Origin of the sequence: Methylobacterium ajmalii (genome assembly GCF_016613415.1) — a bacterium.
Taxonomy (GTDB): Bacteria; Pseudomonadota; Alphaproteobacteria; order Rhizobiales; family Beijerinckiaceae; genus Methylobacterium; species Methylobacterium ajmalii.
In genome coordinates this window covers 45,731-62,085 of record NZ_JACWCT010000098.1, presented here as the reverse complement: position 1 = coordinate 62,085, position 16,355 = coordinate 45,731, and the positions used below count along the sequence as shown (strand labels likewise).

At 69.6% G+C, this 16,355-nt stretch carries 15 protein-coding genes and 4 pseudogenes; 9 read left to right on the top strand and 10 right to left on the bottom strand.

Translation table 11 applies throughout. The annotated features are described in order from the left end of the window. Positions 1-570 precede the first annotated feature (570 nt). From HPY23_RS18740 to HPY23_RS18710, 7 genes are all read left to right on the top strand, one after another. Positions 571-1,113, top strand: coding sequence for a hypothetical protein (locus HPY23_RS18740; RefSeq protein WP_200601596.1), 543 nt, complete (start codon positions 571-573; stop codon positions 1,111-1,113). A gap of 67 nt (positions 1,114-1,180) precedes the next feature. After that, positions 1,181-2,809 (top strand): AAA family ATPase, encoded by a 1,629-nt coding sequence (locus tag HPY23_RS18735; protein ID WP_091887193.1) that lies wholly within the window; start codon positions 1,181-1,183, stop codon positions 2,807-2,809. Between the two features lie 11 nt (positions 2,810-2,820). Then, the gene (locus tag HPY23_RS18730) at positions 2,821-3,066 is read left to right on the top strand and encodes a hypothetical protein (protein ID WP_139234972.1); all 246 of its coding nucleotides are present in this window, start codon (positions 2,821-2,823) and stop codon (positions 3,064-3,066) included. Further along, positions 3,063-3,395 carry a hypothetical protein gene (locus HPY23_RS18725; protein ID WP_091887196.1) on the top strand — a complete coding sequence of 111 codons (333 nt, stop codon included), beginning with the start codon at positions 3,063-3,065 and terminating at the stop codon, positions 3,393-3,395. Before HPY23_RS18730 ends, HPY23_RS18725 begins: the two co-directional genes overlap by 4 nt. Beyond that, positions 3,377-3,790, top strand: a complete 414-nt coding sequence (locus HPY23_RS18720) for a hypothetical protein (RefSeq protein ID WP_091887198.1) — start codon at positions 3,377-3,379, stop codon at positions 3,788-3,790. The genes HPY23_RS18725 and HPY23_RS18720 overlap by 19 nt, the downstream gene beginning before the upstream one ends. Before the next feature lie 20 nt (positions 3,791-3,810). After that, positions 3,811-4,329: a hypothetical protein gene (locus HPY23_RS18715; RefSeq protein ID WP_091887200.1), complete on the top strand. Its 519-nt coding sequence runs from the start codon at positions 3,811-3,813 to the stop codon at positions 4,327-4,329. 645 nt (positions 4,330-4,974) lie between these two features. Next, the gene (locus tag HPY23_RS18710) at positions 4,975-7,056 is read left to right on the top strand and encodes a hypothetical protein (RefSeq protein WP_139234973.1); all 2,082 of its coding nucleotides are present in this window, start codon (positions 4,975-4,977) and stop codon (positions 7,054-7,056) included. A 246-nt stretch (positions 7,057-7,302) separates the two neighbouring features. Here HPY23_RS18710 and HPY23_RS18705 read toward each other — a convergent pair whose 3' ends face one another. The 6 genes and pseudogenes from HPY23_RS18705 to HPY23_RS18680 all read right to left on the bottom strand — a co-directional run bounded on the left by HPY23_RS18705 (position 7,303) and on the right by HPY23_RS18680 (position 12,645). Continuing rightward, positions 7,303-8,370 (bottom strand): Cj0069 family protein, encoded by a 1,068-nt coding sequence (locus HPY23_RS18705; RefSeq protein WP_091887205.1) that lies wholly within the window; start codon positions 8,368-8,370, stop codon positions 7,303-7,305. Positions 8,371-8,375: 5 nt separating this feature from the next. After that, positions 8,376-9,332: pseudogene (locus HPY23_RS18700) on the bottom strand (DUF1259 domain-containing protein). A 29-nt stretch (positions 9,333-9,361) separates the two neighbouring features. Continuing rightward, positions 9,362-9,715: a hypothetical protein gene (locus HPY23_RS18695; protein ID WP_091887207.1), complete on the bottom strand. Its 354-nt coding sequence runs from the start codon at positions 9,713-9,715 to the stop codon at positions 9,362-9,364. Then, positions 9,715-11,124: pseudogene (chrA, locus tag HPY23_RS18690) on the bottom strand (chromate efflux transporter). The gene HPY23_RS18695 and the pseudogene chrA overlap by 1 nt, the downstream one beginning before the upstream one ends. Before the next feature lie 2 nt (positions 11,125-11,126). Beyond that, positions 11,127-11,270: pseudogene (locus tag HPY23_RS18685) on the bottom strand (sulfurtransferase); the annotation flags it as partial. A gap of 520 nt (positions 11,271-11,790) precedes the next feature. Further along, entirely contained in the window at positions 11,791-12,645 is an 855-nt protein-coding gene (locus HPY23_RS18680) for a hypothetical protein (protein WP_091887209.1), read from the bottom strand. 49 nt (positions 12,646-12,694) lie between these two features. On the opposite strand from HPY23_RS18680, the pseudogene HPY23_RS34125 reads away from it, so the two are divergent. Both HPY23_RS34125 and HPY23_RS34120 read left to right on the top strand, forming a co-directional pair. Then, positions 12,695-12,826, top strand: a pseudogene (locus HPY23_RS34125) (hypothetical protein); the annotation flags it as partial. A 20-nt stretch (positions 12,827-12,846) separates the two neighbouring features. Continuing rightward, on the top strand, positions 12,847-13,422 hold the full coding sequence (locus HPY23_RS34120; RefSeq protein ID WP_091887213.1) for an RNA-guided endonuclease InsQ/TnpB family protein: 576 nt from the start codon (positions 12,847-12,849) through the stop codon (positions 13,420-13,422). A 44-nt stretch (positions 13,423-13,466) separates the two neighbouring features. On the opposite strand, the gene HPY23_RS18665 is transcribed toward HPY23_RS34120, so the two are convergent. The 4 genes from HPY23_RS18665 to HPY23_RS18650 form a co-directional block, all read right to left on the bottom strand. Beyond that, complete coding sequence (locus tag HPY23_RS18665) at positions 13,467-14,246, bottom strand: COG4705 family protein (protein ID WP_091887215.1); 780 nt, start codon at positions 14,244-14,246, stop codon at positions 13,467-13,469. 30 nt (positions 14,247-14,276) lie between these two features. Next, a complete protein-coding gene (locus HPY23_RS18660; protein ID WP_459564352.1) occupies positions 14,277-15,092 on the bottom strand; it encodes a COG4705 family protein in 816 nt (271 codons plus the stop codon). Next, positions 15,089-15,496 (bottom strand): histidine kinase, encoded by a 408-nt coding sequence (locus HPY23_RS18655; RefSeq protein WP_091887217.1) that lies wholly within the window; start codon positions 15,494-15,496, stop codon positions 15,089-15,091. The genes HPY23_RS18660 and HPY23_RS18655 overlap by 4 nt, the downstream gene beginning before the upstream one ends. Positions 15,497-15,564: 68 nt before the next feature. Continuing rightward, positions 15,565-16,341, bottom strand: a complete 777-nt coding sequence (locus HPY23_RS18650) for a COG4705 family protein (RefSeq protein WP_091887219.1) — start codon at positions 16,339-16,341, stop codon at positions 15,565-15,567. Between the last annotated feature and the right edge of the window lie 14 nt (positions 16,342-16,355).

Below are 16,355 nucleotides of genomic sequence, written 5' to 3'. Positions count from 1 at the left end.
CCGATCTACGGCCCCTGGCGGTACTACGGGATGCCGCTATCAACCCTGGAGGCCGATTTGGAGGCGGGGCTACTGTGAGCCCCTATCAACCCCGAATGACGAAGAACCAAAGATACAATGGCCCTGACGCTGCCCTTGCGGAGGCCCTGCGCGTCATTGGGCGCGATCCCGACGCCCAAATCGAGCAGTCTGTCCAGCAGCCGACCGCGCGCTCGCGTAAGCGCAAGCCGGCCGCTCCGGTCCAGCTCTGCCTTATAGAGCACATCGCCTCGCTCCCACCCATCGAGGTGCCCCCCATGACTTCGGCAGCTCCGCCTGCCGCGCCGGTTTAGCCCGCCCACCAGCCGTAGGAGGGCAACGCTATAAATACCGCCGCCGAACGCCTGAGTGCCCGCATCGCCGACCTAAGCTGGGACATCGACTACCTGTCCGCGCTCATCCTGTTCTACGCCGGTTCCGGCAACGACAGCGCCAACCTCGAAGCCATTGCTAGGAGCGAACTTCTCTGGGTCGAGCGCGAGGACTTCCGCGCCGAGCTGCTCCTTGCCCTCCAGTCCAAGGCCGCCTGACGTGCGCATAGTGCTCCGCCCCGACATCGAATCTCCTGTGCCCGGCGCCCTGTGCGTCGGTACTGCGGACGGCCAGCCACTATCCTACGTCGGCCGGGTCCCACACATCGGGACAGAGCCGGTAGAGCACGCCGAGATCGCGCGGGCACTGGCCGACGCCGTCGACGAGGCTGCGTCCGCGGTTTTCGGGGGGGAGTGGAGCACCGACCTCGCGCGCGTCACCGCCCTCAACAGGCGGACTGTGACACACGACCGCATAATGAAATACGGGCTGCCGCCCTGGGCGCTCGTCCTCGTTGGGCGAGCTGCGGCGGATCCCTGCCCGCGAGCGCGCGGATTTTACTTGCTCGGAAACGCGGAGCTCATCGACCGCGGCCCGTGGTCCGCTGGGACCGTGATGGTGCAATCCGCGCCCTTCCGGGACTGGCACGACGCCGAATCGCACGCACGGCGCTCCCTCGAGAGAGCGTTCTCTGACCTGGACTACGCGCGCAAAGAACGGGCGAAACACCGTGTTTCGAAAGACGACCTAAGCAATCCTTAGGGTGCACTCCTTAGAACTGGCCACATGAGCGTCTGCGGTTTCTCCCAGGCGCGGGTAAGGAACACCGATGATGACCAGCCCCCTCGAGGAGGGCGCGCGCGCCTGCGCGCTCGAACGATATCTCAGCGGCGACGCCCAGCCCCCCAAGCGCGGGGACTTCCCGTTCGCGCCCGCCGCCTTGCTGCTGGTCGCACGCTACGGCTACGGCGTCCCATCGCTCCGGAACGCAGCCGCGTTCGGCGAAGACGTCCGCGTCGTCGGCATGTACCGCGCCATGCGGTTGGCGTTCGACGCCTACGCTGATGCCGTGAAGCGCGACCGGCGCGAGGCCGAGCAGACGCTGGCCGTCCAAGTCACCGCGGCTTTTGACACGGTCCTCAGATGGCTGCGCGAGAGCGGGTTCGTCTCAGATTTCAGCTTCGACTACACGGACGAGCAGCAGACGACGGATGAGCACTTGCGCCTGCTCGCCGGCATCCTGGCGCTCTGCCTATGGGATTGCGGCCATCCCCCGGCGCGCGAGTACATCCGCGGGCTGATGCCGGAGCTTCTCGGCGGCCACGACGGCTGGCGCTACGTCAAGGCGACCGTCGGAATGGCCGAGGACGTCCACGCGGCGCTGGACTGGCGGCCGGGGCACGGTGCGCTCGGGAGCCTCCACCATGCCCTGCTGCGCGGCGGGCGCCTGATCGAGGACGCCTATGTGGGCGCGCCGGCGCCGGAACCGGCCTGGGCGAGCGAGGCTCGCGAGAAGGCCGCCGCGGAGAAGGCGGCGAAGACGGCACTGGAGACGGGGCCGAGCTTGCTCGTCCTGAGCTCCGTCGAGCATTTGCCAGGTCTCGCGAAGGCGGGCGAGAGCCGGCCCGGCGGGCACACCGGCTCCACCCCGCGGGCGGAATGGGCCCCCTTCGCCGGCCGCCGCTGGCCCCTGGCGCCTGTCCCGGACCTCGCCGCGGCGCGGGCCGTCCTCGTCGGCGAATTCCCCTATGCGACCGGCATCATCGATTCCGTGCTGCGCGACCTCGCCGGATGGGGCTGGGTTTACATCCGCCCGATCCTCATTGAGGGCCCGCCCGGGTCGGGCAAGACGCGCCTTGCCCGCAGAATCGGCGAGGTCCTCGGCCTGGGTGTGCAGGTCTACGGGTGCGGGGGTGCCTCCGATGCCAGTATCCTCTCGACCAGTCGGCAGTGGAGCACCGGTCGGGCTTCGACGATGCTCCAGCTTCTCAAGCGGCTGCAGGCGGCGAGCGCTCTTCTTGTCCTCGATGAGATCGACAAGGTCGGCGAGGGCAAGAACAACGGCTCAATTCTGGACGGAATTTTGCCGCTGCTGACACCGGACGCGGCGCGGCACTTCGACACTTATCTCGAATGCCCGGTCGACTTGTCGGGCATGAGCTACATCGCGACCGCGAACGACATCACGGGCTTGCGGCGGATGCATGGCGCCTTGCTCGACCGCTTCCGGTGCTATCGGATGCCCGCGCCGCGGCGCGAGGACCTGCCGGTGCTGGTCCGCGGCGTCCTGGCCGAGATCTGCGCCGAGCGCGGCGTCGACGAGGCCTGGGTATCGCCCCTTACCGGGGAGGAACTCTCCCTCGTCGAGCAGCACTGGCGCGGCGCCTCCGTCCGCGGGGTGCGCCGGCTCGTGGAAGCCGTGCTCGCCGGTCGCGAGCAGCTCGCGACCCGGATGTGAGGGAGGCCAGCATGTGCAATTCCTCCGCCCGCCTTCCCGCAATCCCGGCCGAGTACGCCGCCGCGGCCGCCCGCATCGAGGCCATGTGGGAGGCCGGTCGCGTCTGCCCCTTCGTCGGGCGCGGCCTACGGGCCCGTGTCGTCGAAGCGGGTCGCCTCGCCGCCGGCGGTGAGGTTTTGGCCGACGACGCCCGCCGCGTCGCCCTTGAGGCCGAGAACGTCGCGACGGCCTTCGGGCCCTTGAGGAGGGCGTCATGACCATCGACGTCTACCGCAACTTGGTCCGGCGCGCCTGGTCCATCCGCGAGGCCGGCCTCGTTGTCGGGCACGAGCAAGCGGTCGCCCTGCGCGACGTGCGGTTCGTGGTCAGTGAGGCCGCTCGGCAACGGACGCTCCGGCTACGGCAGCGGGCCGTCATGGCGTGGGCGACCGGGACGCGCTGCGAGGCGCCCCGGTACCCGTCGGCCATCCGCGTGCGCTTCGACCCCTATGCCGGGCCCAACTTCACCACGGAGGACGGCACTGTCGTTCTCCGCGCTTCCCTGGTTCGCTTCGAGGAGGATGGATCATGCTGGTGCGTTCTTTGACTTTCACCGCCATGGTGCTCGCCGCGGCTCCGGCCGCCGCCGTGGAACCCGACCGGTTCCCGACCCCGACGGACCGGTGGCTCTACGACATCCGCGTTCCGGCGGGGCCCGGGCGGCAGCGCTTCAGCCGTGTCGACGCGGTCCCCGGGAAGGGTAATGGATGGCGAGTTACGGTGACGTGCGGTGTCGTCTCGACGCGCACGGGCCGCGAGACGAATGAGCTCGTCGCCCGGGGCGAGGCCGGCCGTGGGTCGATGATCGCCATCGGGGGCGGATGGGATTCGCCGCGCCCAGGCGGGAGCTTCATCATCGACGAGAGGACCGAGGCGAAGAAGAGCCAGTTCACCGACGCGCGGTGCGCGAGCGGGGCCGGCGACCTTTCATCTGGCGACTGATAGCACCACGGAGATGACCTATGATTAAGACCCCTTTTCCAGAGCTTCCTGGCCCCGACCCGTACACGGGGTTCGATACGACAGATCTAAATACCAGACAGCGCATCGCTGGATTACAGAAAATTCGCAAGAATATCTATGACCTGTGCGTCAAGGAGATGCACCCCCGCGATGGGTATGCCATCATGGAGCTCGTCGATAAACGCATCGCTATCTTGGAGGATCTCGACCGCGAGGAGCAGGAGGCCGCGGCGTACTGCACGTATGCGCGCCCGGAGGACCATACCGATTTAATGGCGGATCTCCCCGCTGCTGCCGAACGTCTGCAGGCTGCTTGGGAGGCTGGGCTCCTGCCGGACTCAGTGGGGCGCGGCGGCAGAAAAATTCTGCTGCAATTCCAGGATGCCCTCAGGCGGGGCGTGCTCACGTTGTGGAAGGTTGACGATCTGCGGCGCTGGATTGCTGAGATTGACGAAGCATACGCTCGCATCCCCGCCAAGGGTTCCACGATGTCGGCGAAGACCATGCGAGAAGATTGACATGGCTTGCAGCTTGCGCCCGCCGCAGGGCACCCCACGAGTCGTCGACGCATCTCCCAGGCAACATCCAAAAGGCCCTCCGACGGCGGGGGCGTGACAACCCGAACCGGGGCTCTACTAAGAGAAACGGGGGCCCCTATGCGGAGGGGTCTACATAAGGGTCGGGCCGGAATTGGTCCTTTCGGGGCGGCGGGGTTCCGGTTCTCGCCCTGGTGTCTCATCAGGCCATGCAGGCGAGCGGTCTCGGCAACCGGCGTGACAACTCGAACAGGGGTGTAGCCGAGGGGAGCGGGGCGCTTTGTGCGGATGGGCTCATATAAGGATCGGGAAAGGCGCGGTCGGTCGGGGGACCCGCGGGTCGGGGTTGCCCCTGTCCGGTTCCGTCTAGGCTCTCGGCGAGGCGCTCCGGTAGCCCGGCGTGACAACCTCGAACTCGGAAAAGCTGCTCTTTCATAAGACGAAATACGTATTTCAGAGTTGTGGTGTGCGGATAAGTTCATATAATGGTCGGTGGGGAATGGTCCCCGGAGCCCGGTCCTCTCAGTGTCGGCGTCAACCGAGATTTTCGAAACTCTTCGCCTTGAGGCCGCGGGCTTCACGCGCCACGTCCACCGGACGACGGGCGCGCGGGTCACGCCTCAGGCTATGACGACGTTCCTCGGCGAGGCGGTGAAGCGGTACGTGGCCGCCGGCGGCGTCGCCGAGTTGACCGACGCGGTCGTCGCGGACACGTGCCGCAGCATTACCGCGTTCTGCGTCCGCCAGCCGGTGCGGGTCTACAGCGACGCGCGTCAGAGGCTTTTCCGGGCGATGCGCCCGAAGGCGAAAGCATGGGCCACGGCGAACCTTCGTGCCCAGTGCGCGGCAAGACGGGACGTGCAGGTCGTGGAGGTCGACCGCGTCGGGCTCGGGGCGTACGTCGAGCGCGAGACCACCGCCTTCGTGGCGGTCCCCGGGCAGGCGTGCAGCGACAAGGAGCGCGAGGCCGTCTGCGCCGCCCTGACCCAGTTCTTCGGGCGGATGAAGCCGGGCCAACAACGCCCGGTCGTCCGTCCGAACAGGACGACCGTAGGAATGCAGGAGACGTCCTACCAAGTCGAGACCGTGGTGGGTTACGAGGACGCCTTGGCGGCGGAAGACGGGAGGGCGGCCCGCCTGCTCTCCATCGACGCCATCCTGGCCCGGTTGCAGTCGGACCACATCGTCATGTCGGGCGAAACGACGCCCGAAGGCCTGACCGATGTAACGACAACGGTGGGCTTGAAGGGCGTGACGCGGGCATCTGTCCGCGGTGCCGTCGAGCGCCTGCGGGGCCAGCCCCGGCGCGCCGCCGCCATCGACCGCCTGCCCCCGACGGCGAGGGATCTCGTCGGCGCCATTGAAGCCGAGCTTCCCCAGAACCGCATCTCGGTCGTCGAGGTCGACGCCGTCTGCCGAAAGTTGTGGGCACCGCCGAGGACGCTCGAAGGGCGTCGCCAGCATGTACGCCGGCTGCGCGTCGCCGCTGAAGCCATCGCGGCCGCCGACATCGCGCTGCACGTCGCCGTTGTCGGTTCGCACGTCGTCTTCGGGCGCGGCCGCCGGCTCCCCGAGGGGGAGAAGCTCCAGGCCATCGTCGACGGCGCCCTCGCCCCTAAGCGCGGTCGTCGAGGCGTCGTAGCTCTGTCCCACGGCCTCGTCCCGGCCCGGCAGGGGCTGTGGGGGACCGAGGAGGGCGAGATCGCCAAGGCCGTTTGTCGCGTCGCCGCGAGCCAAGGCGGGCACGACGACGTTTGGACCACCCTCGCCGCCGTCGGCAAGACCGGGGCAGCGCAAGATTTCTCGACGGTCTGGGATGCCGCCGGCGAGCCCGTCCAGGCCGATTCCCTCGTTCTTGCTGACGCGGTCGAGAAGGCGGCGCGGAGCGACGTCTACGGACGGCTTTCGGAACAGGCGCAAGGCGGCGTCGACCTCGTCCGCACCGTCGTCAACCACGCTCGCGAGGTCGGGCTCGATCAGGCCTGGGCGCTCTATGCCGCCAAGGGCGACATGGCCGCCCGCCTCCGCGATATGCGGCACGCCGGGGCACGCGAGCGTATCCGTCGCATCGGGGCGGCGCTCAGCAAGGCCCCGTGTGTCGAGGCATGGGAAGCGGCGATCCTGGTCGATGCCTACGCATCCCGGCCTGGTCGTCGCCACCGCCATCCGGTCGTCGTCATGCCCCGCGCCCCCAAACCCGTCGCCGCCCCGGCGCCCGCCCCCAAGCCCCAGTTCTACCCAACGTATGTCGCGGACGCGGTCCTCAGCCTCGAGATGGCGGAGGAGGTCTCGATGCACTGGTCCCGGAACCGGGTGAGGGAGGCGTTCCGCGCCCTCCACTCGGTCTACCTGGGCTACGACGTCGAAGACACGAAGCTCGTCGTTCTCGACGACCTGCCGCGCCCTTCAACAGTCGAAGAGGTCACCGAGGGCATGCGGCGCATCCTGCGTTGGTGGAAGGCCTCCGAGTTCGTCATGGTGGCGCGCGTCGACCAGGACCTGCATGGCGCCATACAGGCAGCCATCATGGCCGCCGGCCTTGCCCTGCGCGAGCACGGCGCCTGCGCCCTCTACCATGCCGCCAGCACGCTTTCGACGATCTGCATCTACTCCTCCAGCGTGGAGGCCCTGCAGGGCCTGCCGCGCCGCCTGTCGCACATCCAGCAGCACCTGCGCTGGTCGCTCGCGCAGGCTCCCTCGGCGGCCTGATGCCCCAATGGGGGTTGTCCGCTGCATGACGGGGCAGCCCCGATGCCGGGGCCATGCGCCTCGCCACAGCCTTCCTCGACGCGCTCCCAGCCGCTACTGCCACATGGCGACCCGATGCCATCGTCAGCACCTATTCCCCGTTCCAGCCGATGTAGGCGCCTTGGGGGACCGTGGCTGCCTCTTGCCTTTCTCGATGCAGAGGGGTCTGCCACCGTGGAGCCCCCTTGTCCTGCTCGCCCGCGAGCCTCAAGGGTTGGGAGCATGCAGCATCGCCTTGGACCGGCCGGCGCGGGCCTCGGTCAGTCGTCGCAACGTCGTCGTAGCGAGGGCGTCGTGCGCCTCGTCGGGGATGGGGTACACCGAGCTCGCGTTGATCTCGCAGAGCACGTAGGTGTCCTCGCCGGCCGCATCCTTCGGCCCGAGCAGGAAGTCGGCGTCCCAGACGGCCGGCAGGTCGTCCGGCCCCAACACCAGCCGTTCCGCCATCTCGGGTATCCACGCCGCTTCCATCAGGCCGCGCAGGCGCTGGAACCGACCGTCGTCCGGTCCCGAGTAGAGGCGTGGCGGCGCGCGCCCGTGCTCCGGCGGGGCGAGCGCGGTCACGTGCTGGGCACCGAATCCCGCGACCCGCGTGCCGCTCACGTAGCAGCGGACCATCCCCTCCAGGTGCCGCGCCTGGAACGGCTGGTCCACGAGGGTGCCGCCGGCCCCGAAGTCGGCGGCGCGCTCGGCCAGGAACGCGTCGAGCGTCACCGTGCGCCGGGTCCGGTCGCGCGCTTCCTGTGCCAGGACGTCGGGGCCCGCGGCGCGCTCGACCTTCCAGACGCCGATGCCGCCGTTGCCGCGGCTGCGCTTCAACACCCGCGGCCCCTCGGCCATGCGCCCGGGAAACCCCGCCGCGAGGGCGGCTTGGCTCGCGTAGAGGTGCGTGTCCGTCCCCCAGCCCATCTCCCGCGTCCGGACCAGCACCTCCTTGGTGCCGATCCGGTCGACCACGTCAGGGTGGCCGCTGACCAGGACGCAGGCGGCGGCCACCTCCCGCAGCACAGCGTCCAGGGCGGCGCGGCCCTCGCCGGTGTCCTCCGCCACCGGGTTCACCCAGACCAGCGCCGCGTCCGTCGTCAGGAGCTGGGCCCGGAAGGCGTCGGCCTGCCCCTCGGCCCAGACGGCGGGCTCGGCGGCGAGCCCGTGCCGCTTTAGGGCGGCGAAGACCGCCGCGAACCGGCTGGTCTCGGGGCGAGCCTCGGCGCGGGCCTGCGCATCGCCCCGCCAGACGACTGCGACCTTGAAGGGAGGGGAGCCGGAGTTCGCCATCCGCGTCAGCCCTTCGCAACCTTCACTCGGTCGAGGGCGTCCCGCAGGCCCTTGGCCAGCTTGCCCGTGTCGTCGTTCGCTCAGAAGTGCATGAAGAACAGCCGCGGCTCGTCGTCGAGCATGTGGTTGTGCAGCGCCGTCACCTCGATGCCGCTCGCCCGCAGCGCCTTGATCACCGGGTTCACCTCGTCGGCGGTGAGCACGAAGTCGCCGGTGACGGCCGCCTTGCCGCCGCCGGTCGGCTGGAAGTTGATGGCGATGGCCGATCCCATGGCCTCGGGGACCACCATGCCATGGTCCTTCGGCGTCTCGGACCGCGGCACGCTCACGGCGTAGACGCCGCCGTTGACCTTGCCCTTGCGCCCGATGGCAGCGTCGATGGCAACGGTGTCGAGGTCGGGGTCCGGCGCGGTCGCCTTCGCCGGCACCGGTCCCTCGCCGGCCGAGGCCGGTTCAGTTTTCCCGGAAGGCGGGGAGCCGCCTGCGGTCTCGCCGCCGATGGGTGTCCGGCTGGCCCCGAGCGCCCCGGCCAGGACCGTGGCGAGCTTGCCGGGCTCGCCTTGCCCCGAGACGTGCATGTAGAGGGTGCTCGGCGAGGCCCGCAGCAGGTGGTTGTGAATGGCGGTGATCTCGACCCCGTTCTCGACGAGGCGCCTCATCACCGGGCTCACCTCGTCCTCGGTCAGGACGAGGTCGCCCATCACCATCACCTCGTTCCCGCCCCCGTGCCGCACGAAGGCGAGCCAGGAATCCAGGGCGAAGGACGGTTTTAGTTGCATACCGTCGAGGGTGACGTTCAGGTCGGGCCGGGGCAGGCCGACGCAGTAGACCCCGCCCGGCATGGCGATGCCGGGCTTGCCGAGCCCGGTGGCGATGGCGTTTTGCCAGGGTTCGCCCGCCGACGCGGCGAACGCGAGCGAGACCGTGCCCAGCACGGCAAGGGATGCAAGCAAGCGGCGCATGGTTGTCTCCTCTCTGGGTTTCGCGTTCCTCAGCGCCGGCTGGCCGGCGCCTGCAGCACACCCTCCTCGGGCAAGGTCCCTTCGCCGTGCCTTAATTCGATGCAGTCCCCGGCCATCCAGACCTCAACGCAGGGCTGGCTATCGAGGCAGAGCCCGTCGCCGTCGATCCGCCACCGCGCGGCGCGGGTCCGCCCGAGCGACACCACGCGCAAGCCGCCTCGCTCGAAGGCATAGGCCCAGTGCACGTCGTCCGTGACCTCCTTGCCGACGGGACGAGCCCGGATCTCGGAGCCGGACAAGCGCCGGAACGTCTCGCCGGCGAACGCCGGGCCTTCCATGACGACGAGTATGACGGCCAAAGCAGTGACGCGTCCGGCGCCCATCAGACCAACCCCGCCAGGTGCAGGGCCACTCCGGCCACGGCGCAGGCCGCTAACGTTGGGACCATGCCGACCTTGAAGCGGAACACCGCCAGCACCGCCGCGGCCGCCAGGGCGAGCGCCCACGGGTTCAGGCTCGACGGCACCGGCACGTCGAACCGGATCGGCCCGGCCGTGAACGGCCGGGTCTCGGCGAAGACGGTGTGCAGGGCGAACCAGACCGCGAGGTTGAGGATCACGCCGACAGCCGCCGCGGTGATGGCCGAGAGCGCGCCGGCCAAGGCCCGGTTGCCGCGCAGGCGCTCGACGTAAGGGGCGCCGACGAAGATCCAGAGGAAGCAGGGCGCGAAGGTCACCCAGGTGGTCAGCAGACCGCCCAAGGTCCCGGCAAGCAGGGGCGGCATCACGCCCGGGGACCGCTAGGCGGCGAGGAATCCCACGAACTGCGTGACCATGATGAGCGGGCCTGGTGTGGTCTCGGCCATGCCGAGGCCATCCAGCATCTCGCCGGGCTTGAGCCAGCCGTAGTGCTCCACCGTCTGCTGGGCGACGTAGGAGAGCACCGCGTAGGCGCCCCCGAAGGTCACCATCGCCATCTTGGAGAAGAACACCGCGACCTGGGCGAAGACGTCGTCCGAGCCGAGGGCGAGCAGGATGGCCGCGACGGGAACCAGCCAGATCGCTCCCCAGACGAGTAGCATCCGCAGGGTGTGCCCGGCGGCGGCCCGCTCTCGGGGGAGTTCGTGGTCGTCGAGCAGGAAGGGGCCCGCCACCGCCTTGCCGCCGGCCCCGTGCCCGCCGGCCTTGAACTGCGGCAGGCCGGCCCGGCCGCCGAGGTAGCCGATGACGCCGGCTGCCAGCACGATCAGCGGGAACGGCACGCCGATGAAGAAGATGCCCACGAACGCGGCAGCCGCGAGCTCGACCATGACGGGGGCCCTAAGCGCGCGCTTGCCGATGCGTATCACGGCCTGGAGCACGATGGCGAGCACCGCCGCCTTCAGACCGAAGAACAGGCCGGCGACGAGGCCGACGTTGCCGTAGAGCGCATAGACCCAACTCAGCGCCATGATGGGGAGGACGCCCGGTAGGACGAACAGGCCGCCGGCGACGAGGCCGCCGCGGGTGCCGTGCATCAGCCAGCCCACGTAGGTCGCAAGTTGCTGCGCCTCCGGCCCCGGCAGGAGGGTGCAGAAGTTCAGGGCGTGCAGGAAGCGGTTCTCTGAGATCCAGCGCCTCTCCTCGACGAGGACGCGGTGCATCACCGCGATCTGCCCGGCCGGGCCGCCGAAGGAGAGCGCGGCGATGCGGGCCCAGACCGGCAAGGCTTGCGCCAGTGTCACAGGCGGCGGCGCGCCCTGGGTGATCACGCCCGGCCCGGGAGCGGTCTGGATGCGAGCAGTACCGGCCATGGTCACGCCTTCCCCTTGGTGCGGTCGCGTTCCCAGGAATGGCGCTCCGCCGTCGCGTCCCGGCACCAGCGATAGAAGGCGTCGTAGAGAAGCATCCCGGCGTCGAGCTGCTCCAGGTCGTCCGCGTGTATGCGCGACAGCCCAAGTCTGCCTGTATCCATAACAGCTCCAGTTTGACCCAATTGGGCTACAACGGGAGCTGTTTTTCACCTAAAAGGCCCATCCATTCGCTAGTTTACACCCATATTGATTAGGACCCGTCTGGTTGCCGCTGCTGAGCGGCTCGCTTCCGAGTTGCAGCACAACGGCCTCCGCAGCAAGGACCATCCGAATAATTTCGGCTATCGGGAAATTTAGGGTGATACCCGTGTTTCCCGACTCTCCGTCGCGGCGGCCGTCCCGGGGTGAGCCGGGCGCTTCACCGCCGTCGGCCGGAGCACGAGCCCCGGTCGACGGCGGTGGCCAAGGCGCGACACCGCGTGGCTCGGCCCGCTGGCGCGGGACGTGCCACCGCACCCGGAGGTGACCTCCGGGTGCGGTCGGCGGACGCCAAGGGCCGCCGATTTGATTTCCCGATGGACCGCCCGCCACGTCCCCACCTGTCGCAATCGCGCGAGCGCGGCCGCATTGGGCACGCTCGAATCCTTCCACAGGCTCAGGAACGCCTCAGGGCATGGGAATGGCAGGAGGTCCTTCTCCACCCCGCCCTTGGGCAGGGAGCCGTTCAGGCGCGCCGCGCGGGTGCGCGCGCCAGTCCAGTTCGGCCAGGCCGCGCTGCCCGATCTCGGCGGCCGCCGCGCAGGCCTCCGGGAGGGCGAAGGTCACGTTGCCGATGGTTGTCGAGTAGCCGGCCCACACGGTCACCAGCGACGCCTCGCGCAGGCCCAGCCTGTGCTCCAGCATCGCCTTCAGCCGGTTCCGGTCCCACGAGTTGAGCTTGTGGTTCAGCGAGCGCGAACGCCCGCCGGAGCGGAGCTTTCCGAGCCCCTCTTCCATCGCGACCAAGCCGACGCCGTGCACCTCGCACAGACTCACGGCCAAGCCCGCGACCTTCGCCAGCGCCTCGGTGACGAGCTCGGGCGAGGCGCCGCGCGGCAGGTCGAGCCTGACCAGGCGATGGTCGATGACATGGGTGGCGGGGAGGCTACGCAGGTCGCCGCGGTTCTCGACGACGGTGAGACCGATCCAGCCCGGGTTGAGGTCGATGCCGAGGCAGCGGCCAGGCAGCGCCGTGATGGCCGGCCCCCACTCGGGGTGGACGGGGCGGCGGACGTCCGCCCAGCGGAACGGCGGCGGCTTCCAGCCCTCGCCGCGCGGGTGGCCTCGGGGCTTGTGCCCCGTGGCGGCGAGGCGGGCGTCGTCGTGCTGGAGCGTGACGCCGGCCGGCAGGCGGCGCAGGTCGGCGGGGTCGAAGACGACCGACAGCCTGTCGTGACCGAGCCTGAACTCGACGTTGATCTCGCCGGCGGCGGCGGCGAGCGCGGCGACGGCGCGGAGGAGCTCGCCGCGCTTGCCGCGCATCTCCGGCAGGGCCAGGACGACCGCGTTCACCGTCGAGACGACCGAGATCGTGGCGATCACGCCGCCCGTCGGAGAGGCGGTGGGCGGCGACCTGGGCGTGGAGGCGCTGCTGACGCTGTCCACCGGCGAGCGCATCCCGAACGTCCGTTCCGCTTCGCGCCGCGAGCGCGAGATCCGCGTCTCCCGCCGGGGGCTCGCACGATGCCGCAAGGGCTCGAACCGGCGGCGCAGGTCAAGGCGCGGCTGGCGCGGCAGCTTCGCGCCGTCGCCAACACCCGCGACCAGCATCTCCACCGCGCCTCGGCGCGGCTGGTGCGCGAGCACCCGCTCGTCGTGCTGGAGGACTTGCGCATCCGGAACATGACCCGCTCGGCCGCGGGAACGGCCGAGGAGCCGGGGACGAACGTCGCACAGAAGAGGGGGTTGAACAGGTCCATCCTGGACGCGGGATGGGGCAAGCTCGTGCAGTTCGTTCGCTACAAGGCCGAGAGAGCCGGTGGCGGGTTGATCTGCGTCGATTCCCGTGGAACGTCGCAGGAGTGCCGGCGGTGCAAGGCAGTGGCGGCGAAGCCGCTGTCCCTGCGCCGGCACGTCTGCCCGTGCGGGTTGGACGAGCATCGTGACGTGAACTCGGCCGGGGTGATCCGGGACCGAGGTCTTGCGGTCAAGGCCGCAAGCGAGGGCGTCAGCCCCTCGGGGACGCCGACGTGGGCCGTCGGGCCGTGTGTCGTCCCGGGACGCTCCTCGCCGCCTGAGGGCAGCGCTGGAGAACGTTAGGAGGGGTCATCAACCCCGAATGACGAATGACCGAAATTTTCGGGTCATTGAGACGCCTGTACGCCCTCTCCCGGGTGCCGACCGGCCCGTTGCGGTAGCAGGACGATGAGCGCCACGATGAAGGCCGCGATCACGGCGGAAGCGAGCGGCCGGCTCAAGTTCAGCCCGCCGTTGGCGACCGGCTTGTCAAGGAAATCGCCCACCGTGGCCCCGAGCGGGCGGGTCAGGATGAACGCCGCCCAGAAGAGCGTGACGCGCGAAACCGAGGTTCGGTAGTACAGGGCGATGACGACCGCGAGCGCCGCCGCGAAGACGAGGGCGCCGCCCTCGTAGCCGAGGCCACCGGTGTCTGCGAGCCAGTCGCCGAGCGCGGTGCCCAACGTCTGCGAGAAGGTGATAGCCCCCCAATAGAACGCTTCGACCCGCGGGGTCGAAACAGTGTCCACCGACACGGCGCCCTCGGTCGCGTACCAAAGCCCGAGCACGGCCGCGAGGCAGGCGAGGAGCAGGGTCGACCCGCCGGTGTATCCGATGCCGAGCGACCGGTCGGCGAAGTCCGCCATCGTCGTACCGAAGGTGGTCGAGGCGACGATCGTGGACCAGTACAGGACTGGGTGGAACCGCTTCGCCATGACCTGTGCGACCACGAGGCCGACCAGCACCAGGGCGAATAGGACGGTTCCGGCGAGGTAACCCCAGGCGAGGGTCATGGTGACGGTGTCGCCGCCGGTCTCGCCGAGCGTGGTGGCCAGGATCTTGATGACCCAGAAGCCGAGCGTGACCTCGGGTACCTTGCTCAAGGCGCGTTCACGGACGTCGTTCATCGGGTTGGATCCTTGGGCTGGAGGTGGGCGTCAAGCGGCATCGGACCCGACCGCATGGCGACCGGCCCGCTGCGGTACGAGGAGCACGAGCGCCATCATGGCGAGCGCGAGCACGCCGGAGATCGTGATGTCGTCGATGCCCAGGCCGCCCGATGCAGCGGGCTTGTCGAGCGAATTGGCGAGGGTGGCGCCGAGCGGCCGCGTCAGGACGAACGCCGTCCAGAACAGTATCGGCCTGGAAACGCGCGTTCGCAGGTAGAGGGCTGTGACCACGGCCAGCGCGACGAGGATGAGGAGCGCGCTCCCGTTGTACCCGAGCCCGCTGCTGTCGGCCATCCAGTCGCCCAACGCGGTGCCGAGCGTCTGGGAGAACATGACCGTGGCCCAGTAGAAACCTTCGGCCTGCGGGGATCGCACCGTCTCGACGGCGACCGTGCCGAGCGTGCGCTTCCACAGGTTCAGGGTCGCGACGACCGATCCGAGCAACGCCAGGGACTCGCCCGCATAGCCGATGCCGAGGGACCGGTCGCAGAAGTCGGCGAGGGTCGTGCCTGCGAGCGTCGTCGCGGTGACCACGGCCCAGTACAGGAGCGGCTGGAAGCGGTCCGCCCGGACCTGTGCGGCGAGCAGCACCGCCAGGGCGGCCCCGAAGATCGCCGTGCCGGCGAGATAGCCGAGGCCGAGCGTCAACGTGACGGCGTTGCCGCCGACCTCGCCCAGGGTCGTGGCCACGATCTTGATGGCCCAGAACCCGGCGGTGGCTTCTGGCACCTTGGCGGGTTCGACGTGTCCGGGTCGCTCGGTCGGTTGCATCGGGCTGCCGTGGGAAAGCGAGGGCTGGCTCACGCGGTGTGGGTCTGGTCGATGATGGCGAGCAGGTCGTCGACCGCGCGACGGCAGGCGGCCGGATCGGGGTTCGACGCCCGCAGCGCGTCGAGGGCGCGGTCGATGGCCTTGTCCACGACGTGCCAGTCGGCGGCGGCTCGCGGCTTCAGGCCGGCCTCGGACGCGTCCCAGGACAATTCCAGGTCCTTGATGCGGGTCTTGGCGGCGGCGAGGTCGCCCTGGTCGGTCATCGTCTTCACGTCGACGACGATGGTCCGGAACTTGGAGAGGTCGCCTAACTTCGAGGCCGCCATCGCCTCGGGCGTCGCTCCGACGGCGGCGTCCTGCATCGCCAGCAGGCCCAGGGGGGCGGCCGTGGCACCGATGACCGTCGCGGCGATGGCGGCGAGGAGGATGTTTCGCATGGTCGTTCGCTCCGTGTCGTGCGGCGTTGGAAGGACTGGAGGATGGCGATGCGGGAGGCGGCGGACGGTCAGGCCCGCCGCTGTCCGGCCGGCTCGCCAGGGCGGCCGGAGACAAGGCTCAGGGACGTCACCAGGGCGACGATGACGGCGAAGAAGACGAGGCTGGTGGAGGCCGTGCCGAAGCCGAGGCCGCCGTATTCCCGTGCCTGCGACAGCAGATCGCCCAGCGATGCGCCGAGGGGACGCGTGACGATGTAGGCGAACCAGAAGGTCGTCACCGGGTTCGCGCCGAGGCGCCAGGCGAGGGCGAGGGCGGCCAGGATCGTGCCGAAGATGACGACGCCGAGATTGAAGCCGAGCCCCAGCGCCTCCGTGGCCAGGTCGCCCGCGGCCGTGCCGAGCGCGAAGGTCAGGAGTATGGCGAGCCAGTAGAACGCCTCGCGGCGCCGGGTCACGATGGCGTGGATCGAGAGCGTCCGCTCGGTCGCGTACCAGAGGGCGAACACGGCGGCGAGGGCGGCCGCGAACACGCCGGTGCTGACGAAGAGGCTCACGCCGAGCTTGTCGGTCAGGATGTCGGTGACCTGCGTGCCGACCACGCTGACGAGGACGACGGTCGACCAATAGGTCCAGGGCACGTAGCGCCGCTCGCGCACCTGCAGGGCGAGGACGGACGCGAAGAGGCCGGCCGTGATGGTGGCGGTAACGGCGGCACCCAGGCCGACGTTCACCGCGAGGTAGTCCGCGCCGGTCTCGCCGACGGTCGTGGAGAGAATCTTGATGACCCAGAAGGCTGCGGTGACCTCCGGTACCTTGTTCAAGGCCTGGCGCTGGATCTCGCTCATCCCCGTCTCCCGTC

What these genes read in the sequence shown, in the direction of transcription:
- HPY23_RS18735 (WP_091887193.1), top strand. Translation starts at nt 1,181, where the DNA reads ATGATGACCAGCCCCCTCGAGGAGGGCGCGCGCGCCTGCGCGCTCGAA.
- HPY23_RS18730 (WP_139234972.1), top strand. Translation starts at nt 2,821, where the DNA reads ATGTGCAATTCCTCCGCCCGCCTTCCCGCAATCCCGGCCGAGTACGCC.
- HPY23_RS18725 (WP_091887196.1), top strand. Translation starts at nt 3,063, where the DNA reads ATGACCATCGACGTCTACCGCAACTTGGTCCGGCGCGCCTGGTCCATC.
- HPY23_RS18720 (WP_091887198.1), top strand. Translation starts at nt 3,377, where the DNA reads ATGCTGGTGCGTTCTTTGACTTTCACCGCCATGGTGCTCGCCGCGGCT.
- HPY23_RS18715 (WP_091887200.1), top strand. Translation starts at nt 3,811, where the DNA reads ATGATTAAGACCCCTTTTCCAGAGCTTCCTGGCCCCGACCCGTACACG.
- HPY23_RS18710 (WP_139234973.1), top strand. Translation starts at nt 4,975, where the DNA reads ATGACGACGTTCCTCGGCGAGGCGGTGAAGCGGTACGTGGCCGCCGGC.
- HPY23_RS18705 (WP_091887205.1), bottom strand. Translation starts at nt 8,370, where the DNA reads ATGGCGAACTCCGGCTCCCCTCCCTTCAAGGTCGCAGTCGTCTGGCGG.
- HPY23_RS18695 (WP_091887207.1), bottom strand. Translation starts at nt 9,715, where the DNA reads ATGGGCGCCGGACGCGTCACTGCTTTGGCCGTCATACTCGTCGTCATG.
- HPY23_RS18680 (WP_091887209.1), bottom strand. Translation starts at nt 12,645, where the DNA reads ATGCGCGGCAAGCGCGGCGAGCTCCTCCGCGCCGTCGCCGCGCTCGCC.
- HPY23_RS34120 (WP_091887213.1), top strand. Translation starts at nt 12,847, where the DNA reads ATGCCGCAAGGGCTCGAACCGGCGGCGCAGGTCAAGGCGCGGCTGGCG.
- HPY23_RS18665 (WP_091887215.1), bottom strand. Translation starts at nt 14,246, where the DNA reads ATGAACGACGTCCGTGAACGCGCCTTGAGCAAGGTACCCGAGGTCACG.
- HPY23_RS18655 (WP_091887217.1), bottom strand. Translation starts at nt 15,496, where the DNA reads ATGCGAAACATCCTCCTCGCCGCCATCGCCGCGACGGTCATCGGTGCC.
- HPY23_RS18650 (WP_091887219.1), bottom strand. Translation starts at nt 16,341, where the DNA reads ATGAGCGAGATCCAGCGCCAGGCCTTGAACAAGGTACCGGAGGTCACC.